Source organism: Amycolatopsis sp. (assembly GCF_035276945.1).
Taxonomy (GTDB): domain Bacteria; phylum Actinomycetota; class Actinomycetes; order Mycobacteriales; family Pseudonocardiaceae; genus Amycolatopsis_E.
The window spans coordinates 16,482-41,297 of record NZ_DATELF010000125.1 but is presented as its reverse complement, the minus strand read 5'-3'; the positions used below and the strand labels follow the sequence as shown (position 1 = coordinate 41,297).

General features: G+C 68.3%; 16 protein-coding genes. 12 read left to right on the top strand and 4 right to left on the bottom strand.

All coding sequences use genetic code 11. The features are described 5' to 3' along the window. The first annotated feature begins 356 nt into the window (after window positions 1-356). The 8 genes from VJT49_RS22515 to VJT49_RS22480 all read left to right on the top strand — a co-directional run bounded on the left by VJT49_RS22515 (window position 357) and on the right by VJT49_RS22480 (window position 12,766). On the top strand, window positions 357-1,787 hold the full coding sequence (locus VJT49_RS22515) for a hypothetical protein (protein ID WP_324166878.1): 1,431 nt from the start codon (window positions 357-359) through the stop codon (window positions 1,785-1,787). 187 nt (window positions 1,788-1,974) lie between these two features. Then, window positions 1,975-3,849 (top strand): propionyl-CoA synthetase, encoded by a 1,875-nt coding sequence (locus VJT49_RS22510; RefSeq protein WP_324166877.1) that lies wholly within the window; start codon window positions 1,975-1,977, stop codon window positions 3,847-3,849. A 94-nt stretch (window positions 3,850-3,943) separates the two neighbouring features. Continuing rightward, window positions 3,944-5,503 carry a beta-N-acetylhexosaminidase gene (locus VJT49_RS22505; protein WP_324166876.1) on the top strand — a complete coding sequence of 520 codons (1,560 nt, stop codon included), beginning with the start codon at window positions 3,944-3,946 and terminating at the stop codon, window positions 5,501-5,503. Between the two features lie 104 nt (window positions 5,504-5,607). Next, window positions 5,608-6,417 carry an SGNH/GDSL hydrolase family protein gene (locus tag VJT49_RS22500; protein ID WP_324166875.1) on the top strand — a complete coding sequence of 270 codons (810 nt, stop codon included), beginning with the start codon at window positions 5,608-5,610 and terminating at the stop codon, window positions 6,415-6,417. Beyond that, window positions 6,390-6,992, top strand: a complete 603-nt coding sequence (locus tag VJT49_RS22495; protein ID WP_324166874.1) for a TetR/AcrR family transcriptional regulator — start codon at window positions 6,390-6,392, stop codon at window positions 6,990-6,992. Before VJT49_RS22500 ends, VJT49_RS22495 begins: the two co-directional genes overlap by 28 nt. Window positions 6,993-7,208: 216 nt before the next feature. Further along, window positions 7,209-7,535, top strand: a complete 327-nt coding sequence (locus tag VJT49_RS22490; RefSeq protein WP_324166873.1) for a type VII secretion target — start codon at window positions 7,209-7,211, stop codon at window positions 7,533-7,535. A 133-nt stretch (window positions 7,536-7,668) separates the two neighbouring features. After that, on the top strand, window positions 7,669-12,168 hold the full coding sequence (locus VJT49_RS22485) for an RHS repeat-associated core domain-containing protein (protein WP_324166872.1): 4,500 nt from the start codon (window positions 7,669-7,671) through the stop codon (window positions 12,166-12,168). A 22-nt stretch (window positions 12,169-12,190) separates the two neighbouring features. Then, window positions 12,191-12,766 carry an Imm15 family immunity protein gene (locus VJT49_RS22480; RefSeq protein ID WP_324166871.1) on the top strand — a complete coding sequence of 192 codons (576 nt, stop codon included), beginning with the start codon at window positions 12,191-12,193 and terminating at the stop codon, window positions 12,764-12,766. Between the two features lie 66 nt (window positions 12,767-12,832). Here the strand turns inward: VJT49_RS22480 and VJT49_RS22475 are convergent, their stop codons facing one another. Together VJT49_RS22475 and VJT49_RS22470 are read right to left on the bottom strand one after the other, a co-directional pair. Beyond that, the gene (locus VJT49_RS22475) at window positions 12,833-14,737 is read right to left on the bottom strand and encodes a glycoside hydrolase (protein WP_324166870.1); all 1,905 of its coding nucleotides are present in this window, start codon (window positions 14,735-14,737) and stop codon (window positions 12,833-12,835) included. Between the two features lie 785 nt (window positions 14,738-15,522). Further along, entirely contained in the window at window positions 15,523-17,079 is a 1,557-nt protein-coding gene (locus tag VJT49_RS22470; RefSeq protein WP_324166869.1) for a serine/threonine-protein kinase, read from the bottom strand. Window positions 17,080-17,375: 296 nt separating this feature from the next. Between VJT49_RS22470 and VJT49_RS22465 the strand changes: the two genes are divergently transcribed. Further along, window positions 17,376-18,491: an NDMA-dependent alcohol dehydrogenase gene (locus VJT49_RS22465; protein WP_324166868.1), complete on the top strand. Its 1,116-nt coding sequence runs from the start codon at window positions 17,376-17,378 to the stop codon at window positions 18,489-18,491. A gap of 138 nt (window positions 18,492-18,629) precedes the next feature. After that, window positions 18,630-19,133 (top strand): peptide-methionine (S)-S-oxide reductase MsrA, encoded by a 504-nt coding sequence (msrA, locus tag VJT49_RS22460; RefSeq protein WP_324166867.1) that lies wholly within the window; start codon window positions 18,630-18,632, stop codon window positions 19,131-19,133. A 66-nt stretch (window positions 19,134-19,199) separates the two neighbouring features. Here msrA and VJT49_RS22455 read toward each other — a convergent pair whose 3' ends face one another. Next, a complete protein-coding gene (locus tag VJT49_RS22455) occupies window positions 19,200-20,774 on the bottom strand; it encodes a GMC family oxidoreductase (RefSeq protein WP_324166866.1) in 1,575 nt (524 codons plus the stop codon). A 99-nt stretch (window positions 20,775-20,873) separates the two neighbouring features. Beyond that, window positions 20,874-21,806: a cyclase family protein gene (locus VJT49_RS22450; protein WP_324166865.1), complete on the bottom strand. Its 933-nt coding sequence runs from the start codon at window positions 21,804-21,806 to the stop codon at window positions 20,874-20,876. A gap of 143 nt (window positions 21,807-21,949) precedes the next feature. On the opposite strand from VJT49_RS22450, the gene VJT49_RS22445 reads away from it, so the two are divergent. After that, window positions 21,950-22,918: a DUF389 domain-containing protein gene (locus tag VJT49_RS22445; protein WP_324166864.1), complete on the top strand. Its 969-nt coding sequence runs from the start codon at window positions 21,950-21,952 to the stop codon at window positions 22,916-22,918. 149 nt (window positions 22,919-23,067) lie between these two features. Then, window positions 23,068-24,816: a cation:proton antiporter gene (locus VJT49_RS22440; protein ID WP_324166863.1), complete on the top strand. Its 1,749-nt coding sequence runs from the start codon at window positions 23,068-23,070 to the stop codon at window positions 24,814-24,816.

The window sequence follows — 24,816 nt, the reverse complement described above, 5'->3', positions numbered from 1 at the left end:
TCTTGGACGCCGCCGCCGCCTGGCGGGTTGCCCTACCGCATCGCTCGATTCCCCCGGACGGTCCCCAGATAATCTCAACTCCTCGTCAGAGGTAACACCGGCGAGCTGATCATGCTACTCTCAGCATCCGGTTCCGCACGAGCTGTTCTCTGGAGGGCCCCATGCCACCCGCTGGGGGACCGCCGCCAAGTTCCGTCCTAAGCGGAACGCAACAGTGGGTAATCCAAGACGACACCACCCGTTACCTCTGCGCCGCCGCGCATCTCGATTCGGCCTTCGCCGACGAAGCGATCAAAGAATTCCTCCTCGAATCTACGCGGCCCGTCCCGCTTTCGCCCGGATATCACCCGGCGAGTGTGCTCGTCGAGGCGATCGCGGCACGGACAAGACGCAAGGTCCGCGACGGCGCGCTCGCCGTGCTGGCGCTGCTGTTCCTAGGGTCGGCCTGGGGCTCGCCGCTGTTGCACGGCTGGCTGCTACTAGCAGTGCTCTTGTCACTGCCGACGATCTGGCGACGATCCTCGAGCCCGCAGGCCGCCGCGCTCAAGGTCACCGTGCTGGTCGGCGTTGTCGTCGTCGCGCCGTTCGCGCTGCTCGGCTTCTCCTGGGAGTCGTTGCGTCAGCTGGTCGCCGACGGCCTGCTCAGTGCCGAGTACAGCACCGGGTTCTGGAGCATCATCGCGCTCGTCCTGTGGTTCCTGATGCTGGCGATCCTGGTCGCCGACCGGCTGGTCGTGTGGCAACTGGTGTTCGGGCGGTTCGGCCGCCGGGCCCGGCACCTGCCGCCGAGCAACCCGTTCGACGCCAACCGCACCATCCTGAACCTGAGCCCGCCCGCGTTCGTCCGCCAGCTCGTTCGCTATGCCGCACCCGTGCCCGATCCCGGAACCGGGGCGCCGCTCGTGGTGCACCGCGGGTACGAACCGTTCGTCGGGGCGGGCCAGCGCCGCGGTTCCTGGTCGGTGGCGATCCCGCTGGAACGCTTGCCCGAACAGCGAAAACCGGACGGTTCCGAATTCGGCGAGCTGACCGCGGCCACGGTCTACGAGCGAATTCGCGCGGAGCTGATGGAACTGCAGCGAAGCACCCCCCTGTCCCCCGACCGCCGGTTGCGGGGCCTGAAGATCTCCGAAGCCGTGTATGCCGGCGCGGACAAGCTGGTCGACCGGCTCAACCAGCCGGACGCCACGATCTACCTGCCGAACCCGGAAAACAGGCCGAACCCGAGCCTGCCGGCGGAAGAGGTGGCCGCGCGCCGGGCACAGCCACGCGAATGGGCGCGCTACTACCTGTGCGTCGAGCTGGCGGTGTGGAATCGCGACCTGTTGCTTTCCGGTTTCCTGAACACCACAGTGGACGAAAGCACGCTCTATCTGGAATGGACGGACTGCGTGCTGCCGCCCATCCGTGACCGGTACCGGTCGGTCGACCGGCCGACGGGCACCCTGCTCACCCCGATCGGGCAGGCCGTTCTCCGCTGGCTCAAACTGCCGATGACCATCCTCGGCCGCATCACGCACACCCTGGCGGTGCTGCTGCCCGCCCACCGGGAACGCGGAGTGTTCAATCCGGATTCCTACGGCTGCCTGCGCACCCTCCGGGAAATGGCCGCGGCGGACGAGGTGAGCAACTATTTCCAACTGCTCGACGTGGCCCGCTACGAGAAGATCATGCACAGCCGGCTGGTCACCGCGGTCAGCCGGACCCTGCGCGACTGCGGCTACCGGCCGCAGCGATTCGAAGAGCAAGCGGCCGGTTTGCTCAAGGACAGGGTCACCGTCGCGTAGCTACAGTGAAGGAACGTCATTCACAACGCGAGATCAGCACTGTGGTGAGGCCGGACAACGGTGTGCGGGGTGGGGATGCGGGCCGCAGTCATCGTTGACCGGCGGCCGACGACGAGCGTCGCGGCCCGGCCACCCGCACACGTGCGTTGAATGACACAGCAACAGCTGGACGAGGAGGACCATCCCGATGGGCACCCACACCGACGAATACCAGCGCAGCCTGTCCGATCCGGAAGGTTTCTGGCTGGCCGCGGCCAAGGCCATCGACTGGACGAGAGCACCGGTGCGGGCGCTCGACTCGGCGAACCCGCCCTTCTACCGCTGGTTTCCCGGCGGCGAGTTGAACACGTCGTACAACGCGCTCGACCGGCACGTCGAACGCGGCCGCGCCGACCAGGCGGCGCTGATCTGGGACTCTCCGGTCACCTCGAGCAGGCGCACCTACACCTACGCCGAGCTGCGCGACGAGGTCGCCCGGTTCGCGGGCGGCCTGGCGTCCCTCGGCGTCGGCAAGGGCGACCGCGTGATCATCTACATGCCGATGGTGCCCGAAGCCGCGATCGCGATGCTCGCCTGCGCCCGGCTCGGAGCGGTGCACTCCGTGGTGTTCGGCGGGTTCGCGCCGAAGGAACTCGCGGTCCGCATCGACGACGCGAAGCCGAAGGTGATCCTCGCGGCGTCCTGCGGGATCGAACCGGCCAGAATCGTCGAGTACAAGCCGATCATCGACGCAGCGCTCGAGACGACCGAGCATCAGCCCGAAAAGATCGTTGTGCTGCAACGGGAAGCCGCGCGCGCCGAACCGGGACCGCGGGACGTCGACTGGTACGAGTTGCTGGACGGGGTCACCCCGGCCGACCCGGTGAGCCTCGCCGCGACCGATCCGCTTTACATCCTCTACACCTCCGGCACCACCGGGAAGCCGAAGGGCGTCGTGCGCGACACCGGTGGTCACGCCGTCGCGCTGGCGTGGTCGATGAACGCGGTGTACGGCATCCAGCCCGGCGACATCTGGTGGACGGCCTCCGACGTCGGCTGGGTCGTCGGCCACTCCTACATCGTGTACGCGCCACTGCTGATCGGCGCGACCACCGTGATGTACGAAGGCAAGCCCGTCGGCACGCCGGACGCGGGCGCCTTCTGGCGGGTGATCTCCGAGCACCGGGTCACGGCGTTGTTCACCGCGCCGACCGCGCTGCGGGCGATCAAACGGCTCGACCCGGACGCCAAGGAGCTGGCGAAACACGACATTTCGGCGTTCCGCACGCTGTTCATGGCCGGTGAGCGCCTCGACCCGGAGACCTACCACTGGGCGCTCGGCAAACTGGGCGTCCCGGTGATCGATCACTGGTGGCAGACCGAGACCGGCTGGCCGATCGCGGCCAATCCGCGTGGCCTGGAGCCGATGGCGGTCAAGCCCGGGTCGGCGACCGTCCCCGTACCCGGCTACGACGTGCGGATTCTCGACGCGGAAGGCAACGTGGTGCCGGCCGGCCGGGAGGGTGCGATCGCGATCAAGCTGCCGTTGCCGCCGGGCACACTGCCCACGCTGTGGGGTGATGACGAGCGGTACGTCGAGGCGTACCTGTCCCGGTACGAGGGCTACTACCTGACCGGAGACTCCGGATATTTCGACGAAGACGGCTACCTCTTCATCATGGGCCGCACCGACGACGTGATCAACGTGGCGGGGCACCGGTTGTCCACCGGTGCCATGGAGGCCGTGCTGGCCTCGCATCCGGCCGTCGCCGAGTGCGCGGTGATCGGTGTCCGCGACGAGCTGAAGGGACAACTGCCGCACGGCTTGGTGGTGCTCAAGGCGAACGCCGAGGTCTCCGAGGACGCCCTGCGTGATGAGCTGATCGCGGCCGTACGCCGGGAAATCGGCCCCGTCGCGGCCTTCCGCCATGTGTCTGTTGTGGACGCTCTGCCGAAGACGCGGTCCGGGAAGATCCTCCGGAAGACCATGCGCGGCATCGCCGAGGGCCGCGCCGAGCCGACCCCCTCGACCATCGAGGATCCGGCCGTGCTGGACAACCTGCGCGGCATCCTGCGTCCCTAGTCACCGAAGCCCGGTCGCCGGGCATTGCGCGGGGAGCGGATTTGGTCTATACCTTTTAGGGCCGGACCAGTTCCCTCTCCTCGCAGGAGTGCCCATGCGACCACGGTTGTCCTTGGCCGGCCTGCTCGGCGCGGCCCTGCTCGCCCTCACCACGGCCACCCTGCCCGCGGACGCGGTCCAGACCACTTCGCGCGTCGCCGAAGTGATTCCCGCGCCGGTGGAAGCCAGGGCCGATCCGGCGGCGGATTTCCGGATCACCGCCGCGACGGTGATCCGTGCCGACGGCGGCGCACGCGAGGTCGCCGAGTATCTGGCCGGCCTGCTGCGCCCGTCGACCGGATACCCGCTACCCGTTGTGACACAAGCGAAAACGCCCGCGATCTCCCTGAGCCTCGGCCCGACGGAAGGCGTCGGCGACCAGGGTTACCGGCTGGACGTGACCAGGTCCGGAACAACGATTCGCGCGAACACCGGCGACGGCCTGTTCGCGGGAGCGCAGACCCTGCGCCAGCTTCTCCCGCCCACGATCGAGGCGAAGGAACACCAGACGGGACCCTGGGTCGTCTCCGGTGGGCATATCGTGGATTATCCGCGCTTCTCCTACCGCGGCGCGATGCTCGACGTGGCGCGCCATTTCTTCACCGTCGACCAGGTCAAGCGTTATATCGACCAGCTCGCCCAGTACAAGATCAACCGGCTGCACCTGCACCTGACCGACGACCAGGGCTGGCGGATCGAGATCAGGAAATGGCCACGATTGGCGACCTACGGCGGCAGCACCGAGGTCGGCGGCGGTCGGGGCGGCTACTACACGCAGGAGCAGTACAAGGACCTCGTGCGGTACGCCGCCTCCCGGCACATCACCGTCATCCCCGAGATCGACATGCCCGGGCACACGAACGCGGCGCTCGCCTCCTATGCCGAACTGAACTGCGATGGTGTCGCGCCACCGCTGTACACCGGCACCGAAGTCGGTTTCAGCTCGCTCTGCGTGAGCAAGGACGTCACCTACCGGTTCCTCGACGACGTCATCGGCGAACTCGCCGCGCTCACCCCGGGCCGCTACCTGCACATCGGCGGCGACGAGGCACAGGCGACCCAGCCCGCGGACTACGAGAAGTTCATGCACGAGGTGCTTCCGCTGGTCGCCAGGCACGGCAAGGACGCCCAGGCCTGGCACGAGGTGGCGAAGGTGAACCCGCCGCTGAGCACGGTCCCGCAGTTCTGGGACACAGACGGTCAGGATGCCGCGACCGCGGCGGCCGCGGCGGCGGGCAACAGGATTCTGATGTCGCCGGCGAACAAGGCGTACCTGGACATGCAGTACAACCCGGACACCCCGCTGGGCCAGAACTGGGCCGGTTACGTCGAGGTCGCCGACGCCTACGACTGGGATCCGGCGACCGTGTTGCAGGGGGTCGGCGAGGAGTCCGTGGCGGGAGTCGAGGCGCCGCTGTGGTCGGAGACCCTGCGGACCGGCGACGACATCGAGTTCATGGCCTTCCCCCGCCTGCCCGGTGTCGCCGAACTCGGCTGGTCGCCCCGCGCCACGCACAACTGGACGGCCTACCGCCAGCGCCTCGCGGCGCAGGCACCGCGCTGGAACGTCGAAGGCGTCGACTTCTACCGGTCACCCCAGGTTCCCTGGCGATAGCGTTACCACAGCAACGTCCTTGCCGCCCAAGGGGCAGTAGACACTGTCTACGTGAGTTTGCTACAACGGATCTCCGAAGTGAACGGAACATGACGGAGATCTGAATGGGCTATCGACGGTTCGTCGCGCTGGGCGACAGCTGCACGGAAGGGCTGCACGACCGCTACCCCGGCAGCGAGCAGTATCGGGGTTGGGCCGACCTGACCGCGGCCGCACTCGCCGCGAACGAGCCGGAGTTCCGCTACGCCAACCTCGGCGTGCGCGGGCGGCGCCTCGACCAGATCATCGTCGAGCAGATCCCGACCGCGCTGGACCTCCAGCCCGACCTGGTGGCCCTCTTCGGCGGCGCCAACGACGTGATGACCCGGAACTTCCGCGCGGAGGTCGTGGCCAAGCGGGTGGACGCCGCGGTGCGCATGCTGACCAGGGCGATACCGACCGTCGTCGTGTTCACCCTCAGCGACATCTCCAACCGCGTACCCGGCGTGCTGAAGGTCCGCGGACGGCTGGAAGCGCTCAACGACGCCATCCGCGCGACGGCCGCGAAACACGGCGCGCTGCTCGTGGACCTGGCGGAGGAAGAGGCCGTTCACGACCTGCGGTACTTCGGTCCGGACCGGTTACACCTCTCCGAACCTGGCCACCGCAAGCTCGCCGCGCACCTGCTCACCCTCCTCGGCGTGGCGCCCGACCCGGCCTGGCTCGCACCCCTGCCCGGCGCACCGCTCAGCCCGGGACTGCGTGCGCACGCCGCCTGGATGTGGCGTGAGGTGCTGCCGGTCGCGGTCACCCGCACGCGCAACTGGTTCACCGGACGTTCCCCTGGTGACGGTTTTTCCGCGAAACGTCCGGAGTTGCTTCCCGTCCTCGCCGATGAAGTGACCCAGTGGACAGCGATCCCCGGCAACGTCTGATCTCCAGCGCGGTCACCCTGCTCAGCGAGGAGGGCGTCCAGGCGGTGACCCTGCGCCGCATCGCGCGGGCCGCGGGGGTCTCGCACGGCGCGCCGTTGCGCCACTTCACCGGCCGGGCCGAGTTGTTGTCGGCGGTGGCTACCGAAGGCTTCGCCGAACTGCGCAGGTGCGGCGACGGGCTGCCGGAGGGCGACCCGCGCGAGCGCCTGCTGGCCGCGTGCCGGATCTACCTGACGTTCGCCCTGGACAACCCGGCGATGTTCGAGCTGATGTTCCGGCACGACCTCATCGACGCGCGCGAACCGGACCTCGCCAAGGGAAACGACGCGATCCTCGCCCTGTTCACCGACCTGGTGGCCAGCGCGCAGACTCGTGGATGGCGTGCCGGGACCGATTCCCGCATGCTCGCCGCCTCGCTGTGGGCCGCGCTGCACGGCCTCGCCGAACTGTGGTTGTGGGGCGGCATAACCGAAACCGACGTCGAGACGACCCTGGACGTCACCCTGTCCGCTTACCTGCCGGGCGAAGGCGATCGGCCGCGGGATCAGCGCGGCGAACGCCAGGTCGATCGATAAGCCCGCCCGCAGCCGCACGAAAGCGGTCGATCGAGCTCATCGACCGCTGTCAGCCGCGATGCGAGCGACCCGATGACCTGTCGATGCCCTTCCGGGCAATTGTCCCAATTATCCCGTTGACGGCCCGAAATTGGTCCTTTCCGGGTGATCCGGGGGAACCGATACTTGGTTCTTCACGTCCATGACTGGAGACGTTGTCCGCGAACAGGGGGCGTTATGTCGGATTCGGGTGGCTACCAGGTTCGTACCGACGAATTGGCCAAGCACGCCAAAGCGGTGGAACAGGTCGCGGCGGAGTTGGGGCAGGCGCTGTCGGCGGCGGAGCAGGTGACGATGGGGGTCCAGGCGTACGGCTTGATCTGCGGACCGTTGTTCGTACCGATGGTGCTGGCGGTAAGCGCGCCCGGGCTGGTCACACTCGGCCTGTCCCGCGAGGCCGTCACGTCGATCTCGGACGCGATAACGAAAACCGTGCGGAGCTACCAGAATGCGGAACAGTCCCACTCGAGCACGTTGAAATCCCTCGGTAAGGAACTGGCATGAGTAGCTCCGTGTCAGGCCACGGCCGTCAAGGCGACCACAAGACGCGCGCTTTCCTCCCGCTATCGGGGGGCGCCCTTCCTCGGAAGGTGCGCCCTGTCGACACGGTCGCGCGCGGGCTCGCGGAGGAGGAGTCATGAGTAATCCGCTGGTCGCGCAGAAGCAGGACTCGACCACCTGGCACAGCGGGATCAACGTGCTCGACGATGCCGCCGGGGTCTACGAAGGAGTTCAGTCGGGTAGCTGGATCGAGGGCGGGATCGCCGCGTTCGGCACCGGGATGGATCTGCTGACCATGGCGATGAACCCGGTCGGCACCCTGATCTCCTATGGCCTGAACTGGCTGATCGAGCATGTCAAGCCGTTGCAGGAGGCGCTCAACAAACTGGCCGGCGACGCCGACCAGATCGCCGCCTACTCGGCTACCTGGAAGAACATCGCCACCGCGGTGCAGAAGGCGGCCAAGGATCTGACCGACACCGTCAACACCGACACCGCGAACTGGACCGGGACCGCCGCCGACACCTACCGCGCGAACATCAAGAACAAGATCGATCACCTGGGTGCCGCGGCGACCTGCGCCGAAACCATCTCGACGGTGGTGCAGATCGTCGGGGTGATCACCGGTGCGGTCCGGGGCATGGTCCGCGACATGGTCACCCAGGCCATCGGCGACATCATCCAGGACGCCCTCGAAGAGGTCTGCACCCTCGGCCTCGGCACACCCGTGGTGGTCGCCCAGGTCGTCGAGCAGGTGTCCGCCTGGATCGAAAAGATCGGCGCCCTGATCAAGAAGCTGATCAACTCGGTCGAGGCACTGCGCCCGTTGATGAGCAAGCTCGAAGAAATCTTCGGCGCCATCAAGAAGGTCATGTCGGCGCTGCACGGCCACACCGGTGAAGAACCCCACCTCAAGGCCGGCGACGACGGCACCCACATCTCCTCCGCCGACGACACCCCCACCACGCACGCCGGCGACCCGACCACCTCATCCAGCACCGACGGCCCGGCGGGCGATTCCAGCGCCACCTCCTCGGCCGGCGACCCGTCCGCCACATCGGGCGAAGGAGATGGTTCCCCCAACGGCGGCCCGAACCGGCCCGAAGATCCGGCCAAGGCGGACAAGCCGTCGCAGGATCTCAACACCTGCAACGATCCGGTGGACGTCGCTTCCGGCCAGGTGGTGATGGCCCAGACCGATCTGGCGCTGGACGGGGTGTTACCGCTGGTGCTGCGACGCGTTCACCTGTCGTCCTACCGCGCCGGACGGCGGTTCGGCCCGTCCTGGGCGTCCACATTGGACCAACGGCTCGAGTTCGACGGGCAGGGCGTGGTGTTCCTCGGCGAGGACGGCATCCGGCTGGTCTACCCCGATCCACCGGCCGATGGGCAGGTGGAGCCGGATTTCGGGCCGCGATGGCCACTGTTCCGCGTCGAGGACGGCGGTTTCGCGGTGGCGCAACGAGAATCCGGTCTCACCTTGCGCTTCGCCGCGGCCAGTGCCGGCGTGGCCGAACTCCAGGCGGTGGTGGATCGTAACGGCAATCGTTACGACCTGGAGCGAGACGACGCCGGTGTGGTGTCGGCCGTGCGGCACTCGGGCGGCTACACGGTTCTGGTGGGCACCGAGAACGGCCTGGTCACCGAATTGCGGCTGGCCAACCCGTCCGGCGAGGACGTCACGATCGTCCGATTCGGCTACAACGACGCCGGCCGGCTGGCGGAAGTCGTCAACTCCTCGGACCTGCCGCTGAAGTTCGAATACGACCACGTGGGACGGTTGATGCGGTGGACCGACCGCAACGGCATGTGGTACCGCTACCGCTACGACGGCCAGGGCCGGTGCGTGGCCAACCAGGGCGCCGGCGGGTATCTCGACGGCACGTTCACCTACGACCACGCGCCGGACGGCAGCGGCACCACCCGGTTCACCGACGCGCTGGGCGACACGACCGTCTACCACCTCAACCACCTGGGCCAGACCGTCGCCGAGACCGACCCGCTGGGTCACACCACGACCTTCGAGCGAGATGCCCGGGGCCGGGTCCTCACCCTGACCGACCCGATGGGCAGGGTCCGGCGCAACGAGTACGACGAGGACGGCAACCTCGTCCGGGTCACCATGCCGGACGGTACGCAGGCACTGGCCGAGTACAACGCTCTCGGGCTGCCGCTGACGCAGGTCGACCCGGACGGCGCGGTATGGCGCTACGCGTACGACGAACGAGGTAACACCGTCGCGACCACCGACCCGGCGGGCAACGTCACGCGCTACGCCCATGACGACACGGGCGCGGTGACGCGCCGGATCGACGCCCTGGGCGGAGCGACGGTCACGGTCAACAACGCCGCCGGCCTGCCCGTGGCGGTCACCGATCCGGTGGGCGCCACCGTCCGCCATTCCCGCGACCAGCTGGGGCGGCTGGCATCGGTGACCGATCCGCTCGGCAACACCACGGCGCTGACCTGGTCGGTCGAGGGGCGGCTGCTGTCCCGCACGCGGACCGGCGGCGGGACCGAGCGCTGGCTCTACGACGCCGAGGGCTGCATGACCGCCTACACCGACGCCGGCGGCAACGTCATCCGGCGGGAGATCATCGGTTTCGACCTGGTGGCGGCCGACATCGATGCGACCGGCGCCAGGACCGAGTACACCTACGACGCCGCGCTGAGGCTGACCGCCGTCACGAATGCCGAGGGGCTGGTGTGGCGCTACGGCTACGATCAGGCCGGCAACCTGGTGCGCGAGACCGATTTCAACGGCCGTGTCGTGACCTACGAACACGATGCCGCGGGCGAGGTGACCCGGCGCACCAACGGCGCGGGCCAAAGCGTTTGGCTGACCCGCGACGCGATGGGGCGAGTGATCGAGCGGCGCACGGAAGACGCGGTCACGACCTTCGAGTTCGACCCGGCCGGGCGGCTGCGGCGTGCCGTCAATCCCGACGCCGAACTGGTCGTCCGACGCGATGTTCTCGGCGATGTGGTCGCCGAGACCGTCAACGGCCGCACCGTGGCGTCCCGCTACGACGCGCTCGGCCGCCGCACCGAGCGGCTGACTCCGACCGGTGCTCGCTCGAGCTGGGAATACGACCCTGCCGGCCGCGCCGTCCGGCTGCACAGCGGCGGACGTACGGTCTCGTTCGGCTACGACCCCGTGGGCCGGGAGACCGAGCGGCTGCTCGACACCGGCGCGATGCTTGCCCAGACCTGGGACGGCAACGACCGCCTGGTGTCCCAGACCGTCAGCACCGTGGCCGGCCTTGGCCCGGCGGCGCAGGCCCGGCTGGTACAGCAGCGCACCTACCGCCACCGCCCTGGCGACCGCCTGACGGCGGTGGAGGACCGGCTCAGCGGCACGCGGCGGTTCACCCTGGACCCCCACGGCCGGATCACCGGTGTGGAAAGCGCCGGCCACGTCGAGCGCTACTCCTACGACCGCGCCGGCAACCTCACCGACGCCTACTGGCCGGGCGACCCGGAACCACAGGCCCAAGGACCCCGGCAGTACCAGGGCACGCTGCTCCGTGCCGCGGGCAACCGCACTTACCACTATGACGCCCAAGGCCGGGTCGTGGCCCGGACCAGGACCAGGCTCTCCCGCAAGCCCGACACCTGGCACTTCACCTGGGACGCCGAGGACCGGCTCACCGCCGTCCGGACCCCCGACGGCAGCGTGTGGCGCTACCGCTACGACCCGCTGGGCCGCCGCATCGCCAAGCAGCGCCTCGCGGCCGATGGATCGGTCGCCGAGCAGACCCTGTTCGCCTGGGACGGCGTGCAACTCGCCGAGCAGGTCCACTCCGGCGGTCACGCCACCACCTGGGACCTCGATCCGAAGGGCCTGCAGCCCCTCACCCAGATCGAGCGCATGCCGATGAAGGACGCGCCGCAGTCGTGGGTCGACGCCGCGTTCTACGCCATCGTCACCGACCTCGTCGGTGCCCCGGCGGAGCTGGTGGACCCGTACGGCAACGTCGCCTGGCACGCCCAGGCCACGGTCTGGGGCCAGGCCCTCGGACGCCTGACCCACCGGGCCGCGACCCCGTTGCGTTTCCCCGGCCAGTACCACGACCCCGAGACCGGGCTGCATTACAACCACTATCGCTACTACGACCCGGAAAACGCCCGGTACATCAGCAGCGACCCCCTCGGACTCGGCGCCGGGCCGAATCCCCGCGGCTATGTCGGCAACCCCCACCGGCTTGCCGACCCGCTCGGCCTGGTCATGTGCGACGAGCAGGCCAGGAGAGTTCTCCGGGAGACCGACCCCTACGACCCGGAGCAGGCGGCACGCCGTAGCGAGGCATGGCGACAGCTGTACGGGGAAGCTGAGCCCAGCATCGACGAGACCCGCCGGGGACTGGTCAACCAGGCCAGAAACGCCGTCCGGCGGGGAGCCGGGATACCCAACGAACTGGACGGCGCCCGGGTCGACATTCCCCGCGACGGCGGGAGCCAGATCCACGTGCAGGGACGCGGCAACGGCTCCGGGGGCCTCAACTACGACGGATCCTTCCGGCACAGCGACCCGGACTGGAACCGAAGGACGTACCAGTGGCTGTACGATCATGGATTCGCCTGGCCGACGGGAGGCCGTTTCGGCGGTCAGTCACCGGGCACCCACGAGTGGTAGCGCGACGCGGCGAGGAGCGCGAATGGCCGAGATCGACCCCCGGTTCCGTCAGCAGTTGCGGGAGGTCATGGAACTCAACGAGGTATGGGATCCGCGGGGGCTGATGGCGGTCCCCGCGGGCGGGGACACCTATGAGGAGCTGCCCCTGTTCGCGACGCTGCGCGAGGTCGAATTCCTCGGCGATCTCCCCGTTCCGGAACAGAACCGCGTCCTCATCCAGGCCGCGGCGGCACACCTGCGGGTGATACTCGACTATGCCGCGGAGCGCGAGTCCAACTATTTCTGCGCGGTCACCATCGATTTCTGGGACGACTTCGATGACGGCGGGCTGATCACGCCGAGGTTCTTGTACGCGAACCCGGCCCGGGAGTTCTTCGGCAACCTGACCGTCTTTCCCGCCAAGAGCGGGTACAGCGGCTTCACCTCGGAATGCCTCGACCACAGCCCGGAATACGTGCTGCACGAGCAGCTGGACCCCTTCGGCGTGACGGGCGGGCTACCCGAGTCGGCGGAGAGTATCCGCGTCGAGTCGGTATGGGTAGAGCACACCTCCTGCCAGGTGCCCGAGTCGGTGGTGGCACCCGATCCGCGTCCCTGAACCCGGCTCCCCTGTCGCGCCCGTTCGACCTGGGTCGCCAACGGGAGATGCCGTGGCTACCCCAGGTCAGTTCAGCGACCAGGACTGGTTGCTGCCACCATTGCACGGCCAGATGTCCACTTTGGACCCATTGCCGGTGGCCTGGCCGACGACATCCAGACACAGCCCCGATTGCGCGTTGGTGATCGTCCCGTTCGGATGCGGCTCCCAGCGCTGGTTCCGGCCGCCGTTGCAGGTGTAGATGTCGACGACGGTGCCCGCGCTCGTGCCCTGCTGGTAGGCGTCGAGACATTTGTTCCCGTACACCGTGATCGCGCCGCTCGCGGTGAGGGTGAACCGCTGGTTGCTCCCACCGTCGCAGTCGTGGATTTCCAACCGGGTGCCGTTGGTGGTGCTCGCGCCCGGGACGTCCAGGCAACGGCCTGAGCCGGCGCCGATCAGTTGACGGGCGGGGTAGCCGCCGCTGCCCGGCCGGCCGGAACTGCCGAGCAGGAAAGTGCTCACGCTCTGCGCCGGCAGCGTGGTGGACATCGTCGATCCGGCGATCGACGGTGCCGCGATGGGGCTGATGTTCTCAGTCGCGCTGGTCCGGTACGCGCCGGACGAGGTCAGCGTTCCGCTGCCCAGGTTCAGGGCGAACGCCGTCGCCGAAGTGTTGGTGTTGGTCACCACGACCTGCCACGAGTTGTCGCGCCAGAAGGTCATCGCCTGCACGCCGCCCGGCGTGCCGTTGATCGCGTAGCGGACCGCGCCCGGCCGGACGAACTTACTGTATTGCCCGAGCACGTAGAAACGTTTGACCGGATACAGTTTCTGGTTGCCGTTGGTGGCATATTTCGGGTCGTAGTAGATGAGCCCGTCGTTCCAGCCGGACGAGTTGACCGATGTGGCGCAGGACGGGTCGGCAACCGGATCGCAGCCCATCACCGGGGACAGCGCGGTCCACCACTGGAAGGCGGAATCGCCGGCCAGGGTGAAATCACGGTAGATGTAGTTCGCCAGCACCAGACCACCCGCGATGGTGGGATCGTATTGTTGTCCATACCCGCCGCCGGTGACCTGGCAACAGATTTCCGAGCCCCAGACCGGTTTGCCGTTCACCGCGCCCAGCGCGCCCACCCGCTGGAGGTTGGTGTCGCCGGGAAAGTCGTAGGTGTGGTGAGCGATCGCACTGACCGCGGACGCGGCGGCGGGGTTGGCCAGCCACGTCGGCGCTTCGCTCAGCAACTGGCTGGTCTGACTCGACTCGTCGGCGATCACCGTGGTGGGCAGGCCCGCCGCGGACAAGGCCGATCCGACGGCGCTGATCACCCCGGCCCGGTCGGCGGCCGGTACGGTCATGCCTTCCTGACCGCAGGAGCCGAACGTGTTGTCCGGCTCGTTCATCGGACTGATTTCGCTGATCCGCACGCCCTGCCCGGCGAAGTGCGACACGATCGTCGACAGGTAACCGGCATAAGCCGCGTTGTCACTCGTGACGAATCTCCCGCCGCAACTCTTTCCGTTGCTGGTCCACACACTCGGCGCGCTGTTCACGAAACCGATGAGATCGGGCACCCCGGCCGCGGAAGCCATTTTCAGAAACGCCTGCCCGCCCGGATCCTTCGTCCAGTCGTAGCTCCCGTCGGACGTCAAGAAGGTCTGCGGGGCACGCGGGCCACCGGCGACTCCCACTCCCCCGCCACCGATGTTGTACCGGTACTGGCTGAGCTGGATTCCCGAACTGTCGAACAGCAGATCACCGGCCTGCGTCCGCACGCCGGGCGAGAAGTGCGCCAGGTCGTTCACCCACCAGGCGCCGGACGCGCCGAACCCGGCGATGGTTTGCGCCGCGGCCGTCACCTGCGCCACCGTCGCGGCCTCGAGATCAACCCCGTGGCTCTGCCCAACGTCGGCCCCCGTGATCGCCAGCACCGCGATGGCGACCACGCCAGTCCACGTCCGTGCCCTCGGCCGCGAGGAAAGCATCATCGATCTCCGTTCGCCGGAACTTCGCGCTCCGAGTGTGGGCGCTAACACACGCACCGTCAAGCCCGGTGGCCGGTCAGGTCGCACGGAACACCGGACCCCGTGGACAGAACGGCAGCCCGAGCGAGCCCGCGAACTGACGCACCAGAGAACTCTTGCCGATCCCACGCGCGCCACCCGAACATCGGGCGCACCACCGCGACATGCGGCAGCAACTCAGGCAATGTAACTCAGGCAATGTAACTCAGGTAATGTGCCGGGGTGACGGAAACGGTCGACTGCAACGGGCGCCCTTTTGCCAAGGGAACGACACGGGAGCACGCGGGAACCGGCGCGAACGGACCACCGATTTGCCGGGTAGGTAGCCCCGGACATCATCATAACGTCGACGAGGCAGAACACCGCGGCGGTGTGATTGCCGTGCGCGGTAACGACGAACTCCCGGATCCCGTGCAACTCGTCCCGCAGATCACCCACCGCCAGACCACCGCCGAATGGAACGCCGCCCGCGTATCTCCCTCCCAAGGGACTCCAAATCCTTGACGATCTGATCGACATCGCCAAGCATCCGGTCGGTCGCGTCGATATGCACCGCCGGCGTGTCCATCAGCCGAGCACGGTGAAATCCACCGTCAACCGATCCACACGTCCCCCGCATAAGCGCATGTAGCAACACCGCGACAGCGAAACGGCGCCTTTGCTGAAATCCAAAAGGGCTTCCGGGAACCGCGAAATCGGTCGAGTGCGGGATTCAGGCCCTGCGCTTCGAACCCAAGCGCCGGACCTGGTCAGCCGTCGACGCTGGTGACGGTGCGTTCCCCGCAGCGGGACGGGTCGGGGTCATCGGTCCCGTCGACCAGGCAGACCTTGAGGCCGATGCGCTGGCCGCCGATGACTTTGCCGAACGGGGTCCAGGTCACCGCGGCCGCCGCTTCGCCATTGCCGTTGTACTCGGCGCCGAGGTAGGTGCCGTCGACCCAGGCGTAGGCCTTCACGCCGTGGCGGTCGGCGCAGTAGTCGTGAACGAGGACGTCGTCGTTGTTGCCGCCACGATCGACGAAGTCGACCGCACCACAGCCATCGGTCGTCGACACGGTGAAGCTGTCGTCGACGGGTGCGCGTGGCGAGTTCGCGGCCGGTGCGGTCTGGCCGACGGTGGTACGGCCGGGTTGGGTGACGGTTCCCGGTGCCGGCGACCCCGCTGGGCTCCTGGGCGCTGACGGCACCGGCGATTCCGTGCCGGGCACGGAGGACGCGATGGTCGTCGAAGGCACCGACGATCCGGCCGTCGCGGTTCCGGAGCCCGTTCCACTCCTTCCCGCGGAAAGGGCACCGGGCACGACGAAGGCGAGGGCCAACGCCGCCGCCCCCAGGGCGATGGCGGCAGGCCAGCCCAGTCGCGCCGGCAGAGAGCGCTGTGCCGGACCCGCTAGCGACGGCTGGCCGGGCATGTCCTGCACGACCGATGGCCGGGTCGCCGGCAGGGCCGGGAGGGGGCCGTTCGGACCGAATCCGTCCGGCAACGGCCCCAACCGGTCGACCACCTCGATCGCGCCGGGCCGGGCAGGGTCGACCGGACCCACCCCGGCCGACTCGATCGCCGCCTGCCAGTCCCGCCGCGCGGCCGCGGCCGAGTCCGGCCGGTCCGAGGGTGACTCCGCCAGCAATGCCTGTACGACCGCCTGAACCGGCCCCGGCAGGTCACGGGGAAGAACGGACGGCTGCCCGGTCAGCAGCCGGGCGGCGACCGCGCCCACCGCGTAGAGGTCCTGCCGCATGTCCGGAGCGGCACCGAGCGCGTACTCCGGTGCCAGGTATCCCGGAGTGCCGATCACCAGATGGGTTTGCGTCAGCCGTGGTTCCCCCTGCACCGCGGCGATACCGAAGTCGGCCAGCCGCAGGAACGGCCGGTCCCGCCCGGTCGGCTCCAGCAGCAGGTTCGACGGCTTGACGTCCCGGTGCACGACACCGTGCGAGTGCACCGCGGCCAGCGCCTCCAGTAACTGGCCGATCAGGACCGCGACATGCGGGAGAGGCAGGGCTCCGTAGCGGTCGAGCAGTTGGGCAACGCTACCGCCGCGGACCAGGTCCATGGTCAACAACACCTGGTCGTCCTCGGCCGCCCACCCCTGGGGCGCGGCCACGTGCGGATGCACCACCCGCAACGACTGCTCCCGCACGAACCGCAGCAGCGTGCCCGCGTCGGCCGGGCGCAGCAGCTTCGCCGCCACGTACTGACGTTGCCGCGCGTCCCAGACCCGCCAGACCGAACCCATACCGCCGGATCCGATCGGATCAACGAGTCGATAGCGGCCGACGAGGTAACGCCCCACCAGATGATTCATCGGGCTCCATTCTGCCGTGCGCGGGAAAATGGCGGCCCACCCGCTTGACGGTTCGGACCACCGGCGCGGTTTTCGACGTCTTGGACCAGCGGTAGCGCACCGATTCGGTCAGTGAGGTAGCGACAGAGGTCCGTGCCGTCGAGGCGATCTTGGACGGCCGCGAGCCGATCTGGACGGTGGTGGCTCCGGGAAACCACGCCGACCTTGCCATCCGGACGCCGGTACGCTTGACTGGAAATAGAACCTGTTCTACATCTGGCTGATGGTGCTGTCGGCGTACCTGGAGGTGGGCAAGGATGCGAACCCGTGCGGCCGCGCTGCTCGAGCAACCGGGCAAGTGGCACATCGTGGACATCGAACTGGACGAACCGGCCGCCAACGAGGTGCTGGTCAGGTTCGTCGCGGCCGGGCTGTGCCATTCCGATGACCACGCGACGACCGGGGACATGCCGACCCCGCACCTGCCACTGATCGGCGGGCACGAGGGCGCGGGTGTGGTGGAAGCCGTCGGTCCCGGGGTGCGCGACCTCGCGGTCGGCGACCACGTGGTCGCCCAGTTCGTGCCCTCCTGCGGACGGTGCGAGGCTTGCTCTTCCGGCCGGGGAAACCTCTGTGACCTGGGCATGTACGCCCTCAGCGGGTGCATGACCGACGGCACCTACCGGGCTCGGCTCGACGGCACGGACGTGGCCCAGATGACCATGGTCGGCACGTTCGCCCAGCACGCTGTCGTGCCCGAGTTCTCCCTCACGAAGGTCGACGCCGACTTGCCCTTCCACGTCGCGGCATTGCTGTCCTGCGGGGTCCCCACCGGGTGGGGCTCAGCGGAATACGGGGCGGAGGTTTCGGCGGGGCAGACGGTCATCGTGATGGGCGTCGGCGGCGTGGGCATGAACGCCGTGCAGGGCGCCCGCGCCCGCGGAGCGGCGCATGTCATCGCGGTCGACCCGGTCGCGTTCAAGCGGGAGAAAGCGTTGGAGTTCGGGGCCACGCATGCCTTCACCGGCATCGACGAAGCCGCCGACTTCGCCCGGTCGGTCACCAACGGTCAGGGTGCGCACTCCGCGATCGTCACGGTCGGGGTCACCACCGGCGAACACGTCGCACAGGCGGTCAACGCGATCGGGAAGTTCGGCACCGTCGTCGTCACCGGCATCGGCGACGTCAAGGACGAAGGCCTGCCGATCAACCTTTGGCTCCTGTCGATGATGCAGAAACGCATCCAGGGCGTCATCTTCGGCATGGGCACGCCCTCCTACGAGATCACCCGCCTCGCACGGATGTACAAGACGGGCGCGCTCAAACTGGACGAGCTGATCACGACGACCTACAAACTGGACGAGATCAACCAGGCCTACGCGGACATGCACGCGGGCCGCAACATCCGCGGCGTGATCCTGCACGGGACCTGACCGGCGTGGCACCGCGGTGCTGCCGGCGGTCGCAGCACCGCGGCGGGCCAAAAGTGCGGGCGCCGTCGGGGATGACGCGGAGATGTGGAAACGTTGAGTCGAGTGGGCATCCAGCAGACGAAGGAGCTGAGCAACGACATGGCCACCGCGACTGAGAAGGCTGTCCTCGCGGGCGGTTGTTTCTGGGGCATGCAAGACCTGTTCCGTCGCCATCCAGGCGTCATCTCCACCAGGGTGGGTTACACGGGAGGTGACGTCCCCAATGCGACCTACCGCAACCACGGTTCCCACGCCGAAGCCATCGAGATCGTCTTCGACCCGGCGAAGTTGAGCTACCGGCAGATCCTGGAGTTCTTCTTCCAGATCCACGATCCGACCACGCTCGACCGGCAGGGCAACGACATCGGCACCAGTTACCGGTCGGCGATCTTCTACAACAGCGACAAGCAGAAGGAAGTCGCGGAAGCGACCATCGCCGAGGTGGACGCGTCCGGCAAATGGCCGGGCAAGGTGGTCACCGAAGTGACCCAGGCCGGTGAGTTCTGGGAGGCCGAGCGGGAGCACCAGGACTACCTGGAGCGCTACCCGAACGGGTACACCTGCCACTACGTCAGGCCCGAGTGGCAACTCGGCGACCGCTGAGCACGGCTGGGCACGGCTGGGCACGGCGTTCCAGGCCGCCGTCTTGCCCGGCCGGGTGGTTCTCGATCAACCCAGCCGCTCCGCGAGGTGGTCGCCGACGCGTAGGGCGTTGGCGATGGCGGTCAGCGACGGATTGACCGCCCCGATGCTCGGGAAGAAGCTCGTGTCGACGACGTAGAGGTTGTCGAGGTCGTGGGCCTTGCAGTTGACGTCGAGGGCGGAGCTCGCCGGATCCCGGCCGAAGCGGACGGTGCCCGCCTGGTGCGCCGTGGCACCGATGGGCATGCCCTTGTGCAGGTAGATGCTGTGCGACAGGAGATGGTGCTCGTGCATGCCCAGGTGGCCGAGCATGCCTTGCAGTTTGTGCCGCAACCGGTTCAGCGCCGCGACGTTGTTCTTCTCGTCGAGGGCCAGGTGGACGGCGCCGGCCCGGTCGAGGGTGACCCGGTTGTCGGCGGCGGGCAGGTCCTCCCCGCACAGCCAGAAGTCGACGGCGTGGTGGGCGAGGACCTCGAAGGGCAGGTCGGGAGTGACGGCGCCGGCCCAGCGGGGCGCTTCGCCGTGGATCTGCTCGGAGTCGGATTTGCCGAGCATCTGGATGCCGCCGAGGGGATAGTCCCAGTCGTCGGAGCCCAGGTACCAGTCGTTCAGGGCCAGCGTCTTCTGGAATCTGGTGTCGTTCGGCTCCTTGGAGATGGCCATCAGGGCCAGGTTGTTGTGCCGCATGTAGTGCCTGCCCACCACGTCCGAACTGTTGGCCAAGCCGTTCGGATGCCGGTCGTTGGCCGAACGCAGCAGCAGGACTGCGGAGTTGACGGCCCCGCAGGCGACGACGACGATGTCCGCGCTGAACCGCTCGGTTGAGCCGTCCCCCGTCTCCGCGACGACCGAGGTGACGCTCCGGCCGGCCGGGTCGGTTTCGAGGCGCCGCACGTCGGCGGTGGTGACAAGCTCGACGCCCGCGTGTTCGAGGGCGGGGTCGACGCAGATGACCTGAGCGTCGGACTTGGCGTTGAGCAGGCATGGGAAGCCGTCGACGCGGTCGCAGCGGATGCAGGCGCTGCGGTGCGTGGCGCGGCCTTGGTCGTCCTGGCTGAGGTTCACCCCGATCGGCAGGTGGAAGGGGTGGAGCCCCTGCTTTTCCAGATCGTCGCTCAGCTGCTGGATGCGCGGCTCGTGCTGGACCGGCGGATAGGCGTACTGGGCGCCGGCCGGCCCTTCCGTGGGGTCCTCGCCGTGCCGGCCGTGGACCAGGTAGAGGTGCTCCGCCTGCGTGTAGTACGGCTCGAGGTCTTCGTAGGTCAGCGGCCACGCGGGTGAGACGCCGTCGTGGTGGCGGAGCTCGCCGAAGTCCTCGGGGCGCAGGCGGAAAAGTGCGGCACCATAGAACTTGGTGTTTCCGCCGACGTAGTAGTTGACCTCGGGCGGGAACTGGTTTCCGTGCTTGTCGTACCAGAATTCCGGGGCGCGGTATTTCCCTTTGACGAAGACCGCGGTCGAATTCCAGTTGTCGCGTTCACGGGGCAGGTAGTCTCCGCGTTCGAGAAGGAGGATCCGTTTGCCCGTCGGCGCCAGCCGATGAGCGAGCGTGCCACCGCCCGCACCAGTGCCGATAATGATGACGTCGTAGTGACGCGACATGCCGACCACCGTCCTTATTGGACACTCTCACCGAGGTGAACTGGATTTGCGCTCAATTCGCAAGGTAGCCCCGCGCGAGGTTTCCGGCGACTCGGGCCGTCACAGGATCGCAAGCGGATTGACGGGGGACCCGGTGGCGGTGGGCAGCCGCAGCGGCGCGATCACGCACAGAAACGACCAGCGTCCTTCCCGGGCGCAGAGTGATGCGAGGTCCTCGAACCGCAGGTAGTCGAGCAGGTGCAAGCCCATCGCGTGGATGGCGAGCACGTGCACGGGGAACGCGACATCCCGGGTCACGCTGGGGGCCGTGTCGTTGTTGCCGTCACCGCCGAGCACGGCCACCTGCCGGTCGGCCAGAAAAACAAGGGCGGCCGGATGGAGTCCGGCCCGCGCGCCGGCCACATCCCAGGGGCCGAGCTCGTCGCGACGCCGCCGGTGCCCGACCCGAACGAGGAGGATGTCGCCGCGGCCGATCCGCAGCCCCTGCCGTGCCTCGGCCGCGGCAAGGTCCTCGATGGTCACGTGGGCTCCCGGTTCGAGCCAGGGGACGCCGTGCAGTCGCGGGATGTCCAGGAGCACGCCGCGTCCGACGATGCCGTCGCGGGCCAGGTCGATGGACCCCTCGCTCGCCCCGTCCGGAGAGAGGGCGTCCGCCGCCGGCACCCCGCCGTGCAGGGTGCCGTCGTAGATGACGTGGCAGAGCGCGTCGATATGACTGTCGACGTCGCCGTGAATGTTCATGGCGATGCGGTCCCGGGCGAACCGCAGGCCGCTCGGCTCCGGGTCACCGCCGGTGGGAGCGATGAACCGGTGTTCGGCGGGTTCGGCGTCGTCCGGTGCGGTTCGGGTGTTCACGGGAGCGGCGAGTGAGACCGAACGGCCGGAGCGGATTTCGCGGACGGCTGCCAGCACCTGTTCGTGCGTGATGGTGTCCAGGGCTCCCCGAGGTGTGGTGCCGCCGGGAGCCGTACTACGCAGAGATCGGTAGAGCGACTGGAACTCCGCCCCGCTCATCTCGCCGGGTGTCCGCATGTCCCCACCATCCGGCAAACACACTCCTTCCGCATGCTGGAGCGAACCCGAGTTGCCGAGCCCCACCACCGTCGCGTTAATGAACGAGTGGCCGGGCAGGGCTGGACACGCCCGCACATCGCACCCCGCAGACGGAGGTTCGGATGGACATGATCCATGTCCGAGCGGTGAGCCCGCCGGACCTTACGGACCGCACCATGGCGCTGCTGGGCGCCGAGCCGTGCGTGCTGAACCTCGTCCTGCAGCCCGGCAGCGTGCGAAATCCCGATGGCGACGCCATCGAGTGCGACGTCCTGACCGGCGCGGCGAACGAGGTGCTGCGGGGCCTGCGGAATCTCGGGATCGACCGCCGTGGCTCCCTCGTCCTCGACCCGGTCGACATGGCGTTCTCGGAACGCGCGGCGAGGGCCGGGGCCGAGGAACTCGGCCCCCGGGCACGGGCTCCGGTGTGGGAACAGGTCGAGGCCCGGCTCCGCTCCGAAGGGAGATATCCCCCGAGTTTCTACCTCTTCCTGGTCATCGCCGGGCTCATCGCCGCGGCCGGCATCATCACCAACTCGCAGATCCTCATCGTCGCGGCCATGGTGGTCGGACCCGAGTACGGGGCCGTCACCAGCGTCGCGCTCGGGATCGACCGCCGTTCCTGGACGAGGGTCCGGCGTGGCCTGATGGCCCTGCTCGTGGGCTTCCTGCTGGCCATCGCCGCCACGTTCCTCTTCGGCGTCGTCGTCCGCGGCTTCGACCTGCAGCCGAAGGTCTTCGAGCTGGGGATCAGGCCGGTGTCGAACCTGATCGACACACCGAACTTCTTCTCGGTCGTCGTGGCGGTGCTGGCCGGGATCGTCGGCATCGTGTCACTGACCGAGGCCAGGACAAGCGCGTTGCTCGGCGTCTTCATCTCGGTCACCACCATTCCGGCGGGGGCCGACATCGGTGTTTCGTGCGCGTTCGGCGCTCGGGAAGAAGCCTGGGGTTCCTTGCTCCAACTGCTGCTCAACATCGTCATACTGATCCTGGTCGGGACCGGCACGCTCAAGTGCCAGCGGGCGATCTGGCGGCGGGTCGGCGAGCGGCGGCACCAGCGCGCAGGCCGGGGATCGGCTCAGGACTGAGGTCTCCAGGACCTGGTCACGCACCAAGGTGCGACGGTCGTCGTCCGGTGGTGCAATGGCAGGAGCCTCGAATACCAGGGGCGAAGCAGGGACCAGTCGGTTGAGAATTCCGGATTTCCTGTCCGGCTGTGCCGAATGGTGGCATCGCGGTGACGAGTGATCAGGTCTTCGTGGGCCTCGGCCTGATTGTCGTACTGGCCGTGGGCTCACAGGTGGTGGCGAGCCGTCTGGGTATACCCGCGCTGATCGTCCTGCTGCCGGCCGGATGCATCGCCGGCGCGCTGACCTCCGATGTCAACCCCGGGCTACTGCTGGGCGACACCTTCTCCCCCCTGGTGTCGCTGGCCGTCGCGGTGATTCTCTACGACGCCGGGCTCGGCCTGGACCTGAAGCGTTTTCGCGCCCACACACGCCGGGTCGTGGCCCGGCTGATCTGGTTGGGTGTGCCGCTCACCGGGATATCGGCGGCACTGGCGGGTCTGCCGCTCCTCGGGATCTCCCGGAGCGCCGCCATAATGCTCGGAGCGATCGTGGTCGTGTCGGGACCGACGGTCGTCGGCCCGTTGCTCGACTTCGTGCGTCCCACGGAACGGTTGCGGCGAATCCTCCTTTGGGAGGGATCGCTGATCGACCCGCTGGGCGGCATCCTGGGGGCGCTCGTCTTTCACGGCATCGTGGCCGGTGAGCGCGGAGCTTTCGCAAGCCAGGCCGGATACTTCGCCGTCAGCGTGGGGGTGGGCGTGGCGGGTGGCGTCGCGGGATCGGCCCTGCTGATACTGGCGTTGCGCACGCTCCGGCCCGGGGAGGTGCTCGGCACCACCGTCCAGCTTGCCGCGGTGGTTGGTGTGGCGGCGGCCTGCGATGTGGCCAGGGACGACACGGGACTCATCGCCGCGGTCCTGATGGGGCTCGCGGTGGCGAACCTCCGTGGCGCCGACGTCCCCGCTCGCAGGCCCTTCTTCGAGACACTCGTGAATCTGGTCATCGGACTGCTGTTCATCTCCGTCTCGGCCACCGTCAGTCCCGGCTCCCTGCGGCATGTGGTACTGCCGACGCTCGGTCTCGTGGCGGTTCTCGTCCTGGTGACCCGGCCCCTCGTGGCCGCCACGGCATCGCTGAGAACGGATCTCACGTTCGGGGAGCGGGGTTTCCTCGGGTGGATGGCGCCGCGCGGCATCGTGGCCGCGGCTACCGCTTCGACGTTCTCGGCCACGCTGGTCGAGAAGGGGATCGGCGGCGCTTCGACGATCCTGCCGGCCACGTTCGTTGTCATCGTGGCCACCGTCACGCTGTACGGGCTGACCGCGAAACCCGCGGCGAGACGGTTGGGCGTGATGCGCTCGGCACGTTCCAGGCCGCTGCTCGTCGGCGGCGATCCGTGGGTGATCGATCTGGGCCGCGCCCTGCGCGAGGCGGGACTGGACGTGGTCATGTGGGCAGGCCACGAGGTGCAGCGCGAAAGGATCAGAGCCACCGGGCTCGAACTCGCCCCCGGCAGGCTGTTCGCCGCGGCAACCGGCGCGGGCGCGGAACTCGAAGGCCTCACCGGGGTCCTGCTCCTCACCGACGAAAACGACTTCAACGCACTGGCCTCCACGAACCTCGAAGCCACCATCGAAGGCTCGGTCTATCGCCTCGGGCCGTCGACGGACAGCCCGGGCGTCATCGCTCCTTACACGGCAGGCCAGATTCTCTTCGACACTGTCCTAACCGGACCCGAACTCGCGCGCCGCTACGACCGCGGCGCTCGCGTCGTTACGCATCGCATCGACGGACCGATCCCGGCCGGACACCAGATGCTGTTCCTGGTGCGTGGGGATGGCGCGCTGCTACCGGTCACACGCACAACCATTCCGACGCCGCGATCCGGAGACGTCGCCGTACTCCTGAGTGCCTGA

Excerpts from the sequence above, each read along its gene's own strand:
- VJT49_RS22475 (WP_324166870.1), bottom strand. The coding sequence starts at position 14,737 with ATGATGCTTTCCTCGCGGCCGAGGGCACGGACGTGGACTGGCGTGGTC.
- VJT49_RS22485 (WP_324166872.1), top strand. The coding sequence starts at position 7,669 with ATGAGTAATCCGCTGGTCGCGCAGAAGCAGGACTCGACCACCTGGCAC.
- VJT49_RS22490 (WP_324166873.1), top strand. The coding sequence starts at position 7,209 with ATGTCGGATTCGGGTGGCTACCAGGTTCGTACCGACGAATTGGCCAAG.
- VJT49_RS22450 (WP_324166865.1), bottom strand. The coding sequence starts at position 21,806 with ATGCGGACACCCGGCGAGATGAGCGGGGCGGAGTTCCAGTCGCTCTAC.
- VJT49_RS22465 (WP_324166868.1), top strand. The coding sequence starts at position 17,376 with ATGCGAACCCGTGCGGCCGCGCTGCTCGAGCAACCGGGCAAGTGGCAC.
- VJT49_RS22470 (WP_324166869.1), bottom strand. The coding sequence starts at position 17,079 with ATGAATCATCTGGTGGGGCGTTACCTCGTCGGCCGCTATCGACTCGTT.
- VJT49_RS22455 (WP_324166866.1), bottom strand. The coding sequence starts at position 20,774 with ATGTCGCGTCACTACGACGTCATCATTATCGGCACTGGTGCGGGCGGT.
- VJT49_RS22445 (WP_324166864.1), top strand. The coding sequence starts at position 21,950 with ATGGACATGATCCATGTCCGAGCGGTGAGCCCGCCGGACCTTACGGAC.
- VJT49_RS22510 (WP_324166877.1), top strand. The coding sequence starts at position 1,975 with ATGGGCACCCACACCGACGAATACCAGCGCAGCCTGTCCGATCCGGAA.
- VJT49_RS22500 (WP_324166875.1), top strand. The coding sequence starts at position 5,608 with ATGGGCTATCGACGGTTCGTCGCGCTGGGCGACAGCTGCACGGAAGGG.
- VJT49_RS22480 (WP_324166871.1), top strand. The coding sequence starts at position 12,191 with ATGGCCGAGATCGACCCCCGGTTCCGTCAGCAGTTGCGGGAGGTCATG.
- VJT49_RS22505 (WP_324166876.1), top strand. The coding sequence starts at position 3,944 with ATGCGACCACGGTTGTCCTTGGCCGGCCTGCTCGGCGCGGCCCTGCTC.
- msrA (WP_324166867.1), top strand. The coding sequence starts at position 18,630 with ATGGCCACCGCGACTGAGAAGGCTGTCCTCGCGGGCGGTTGTTTCTGG.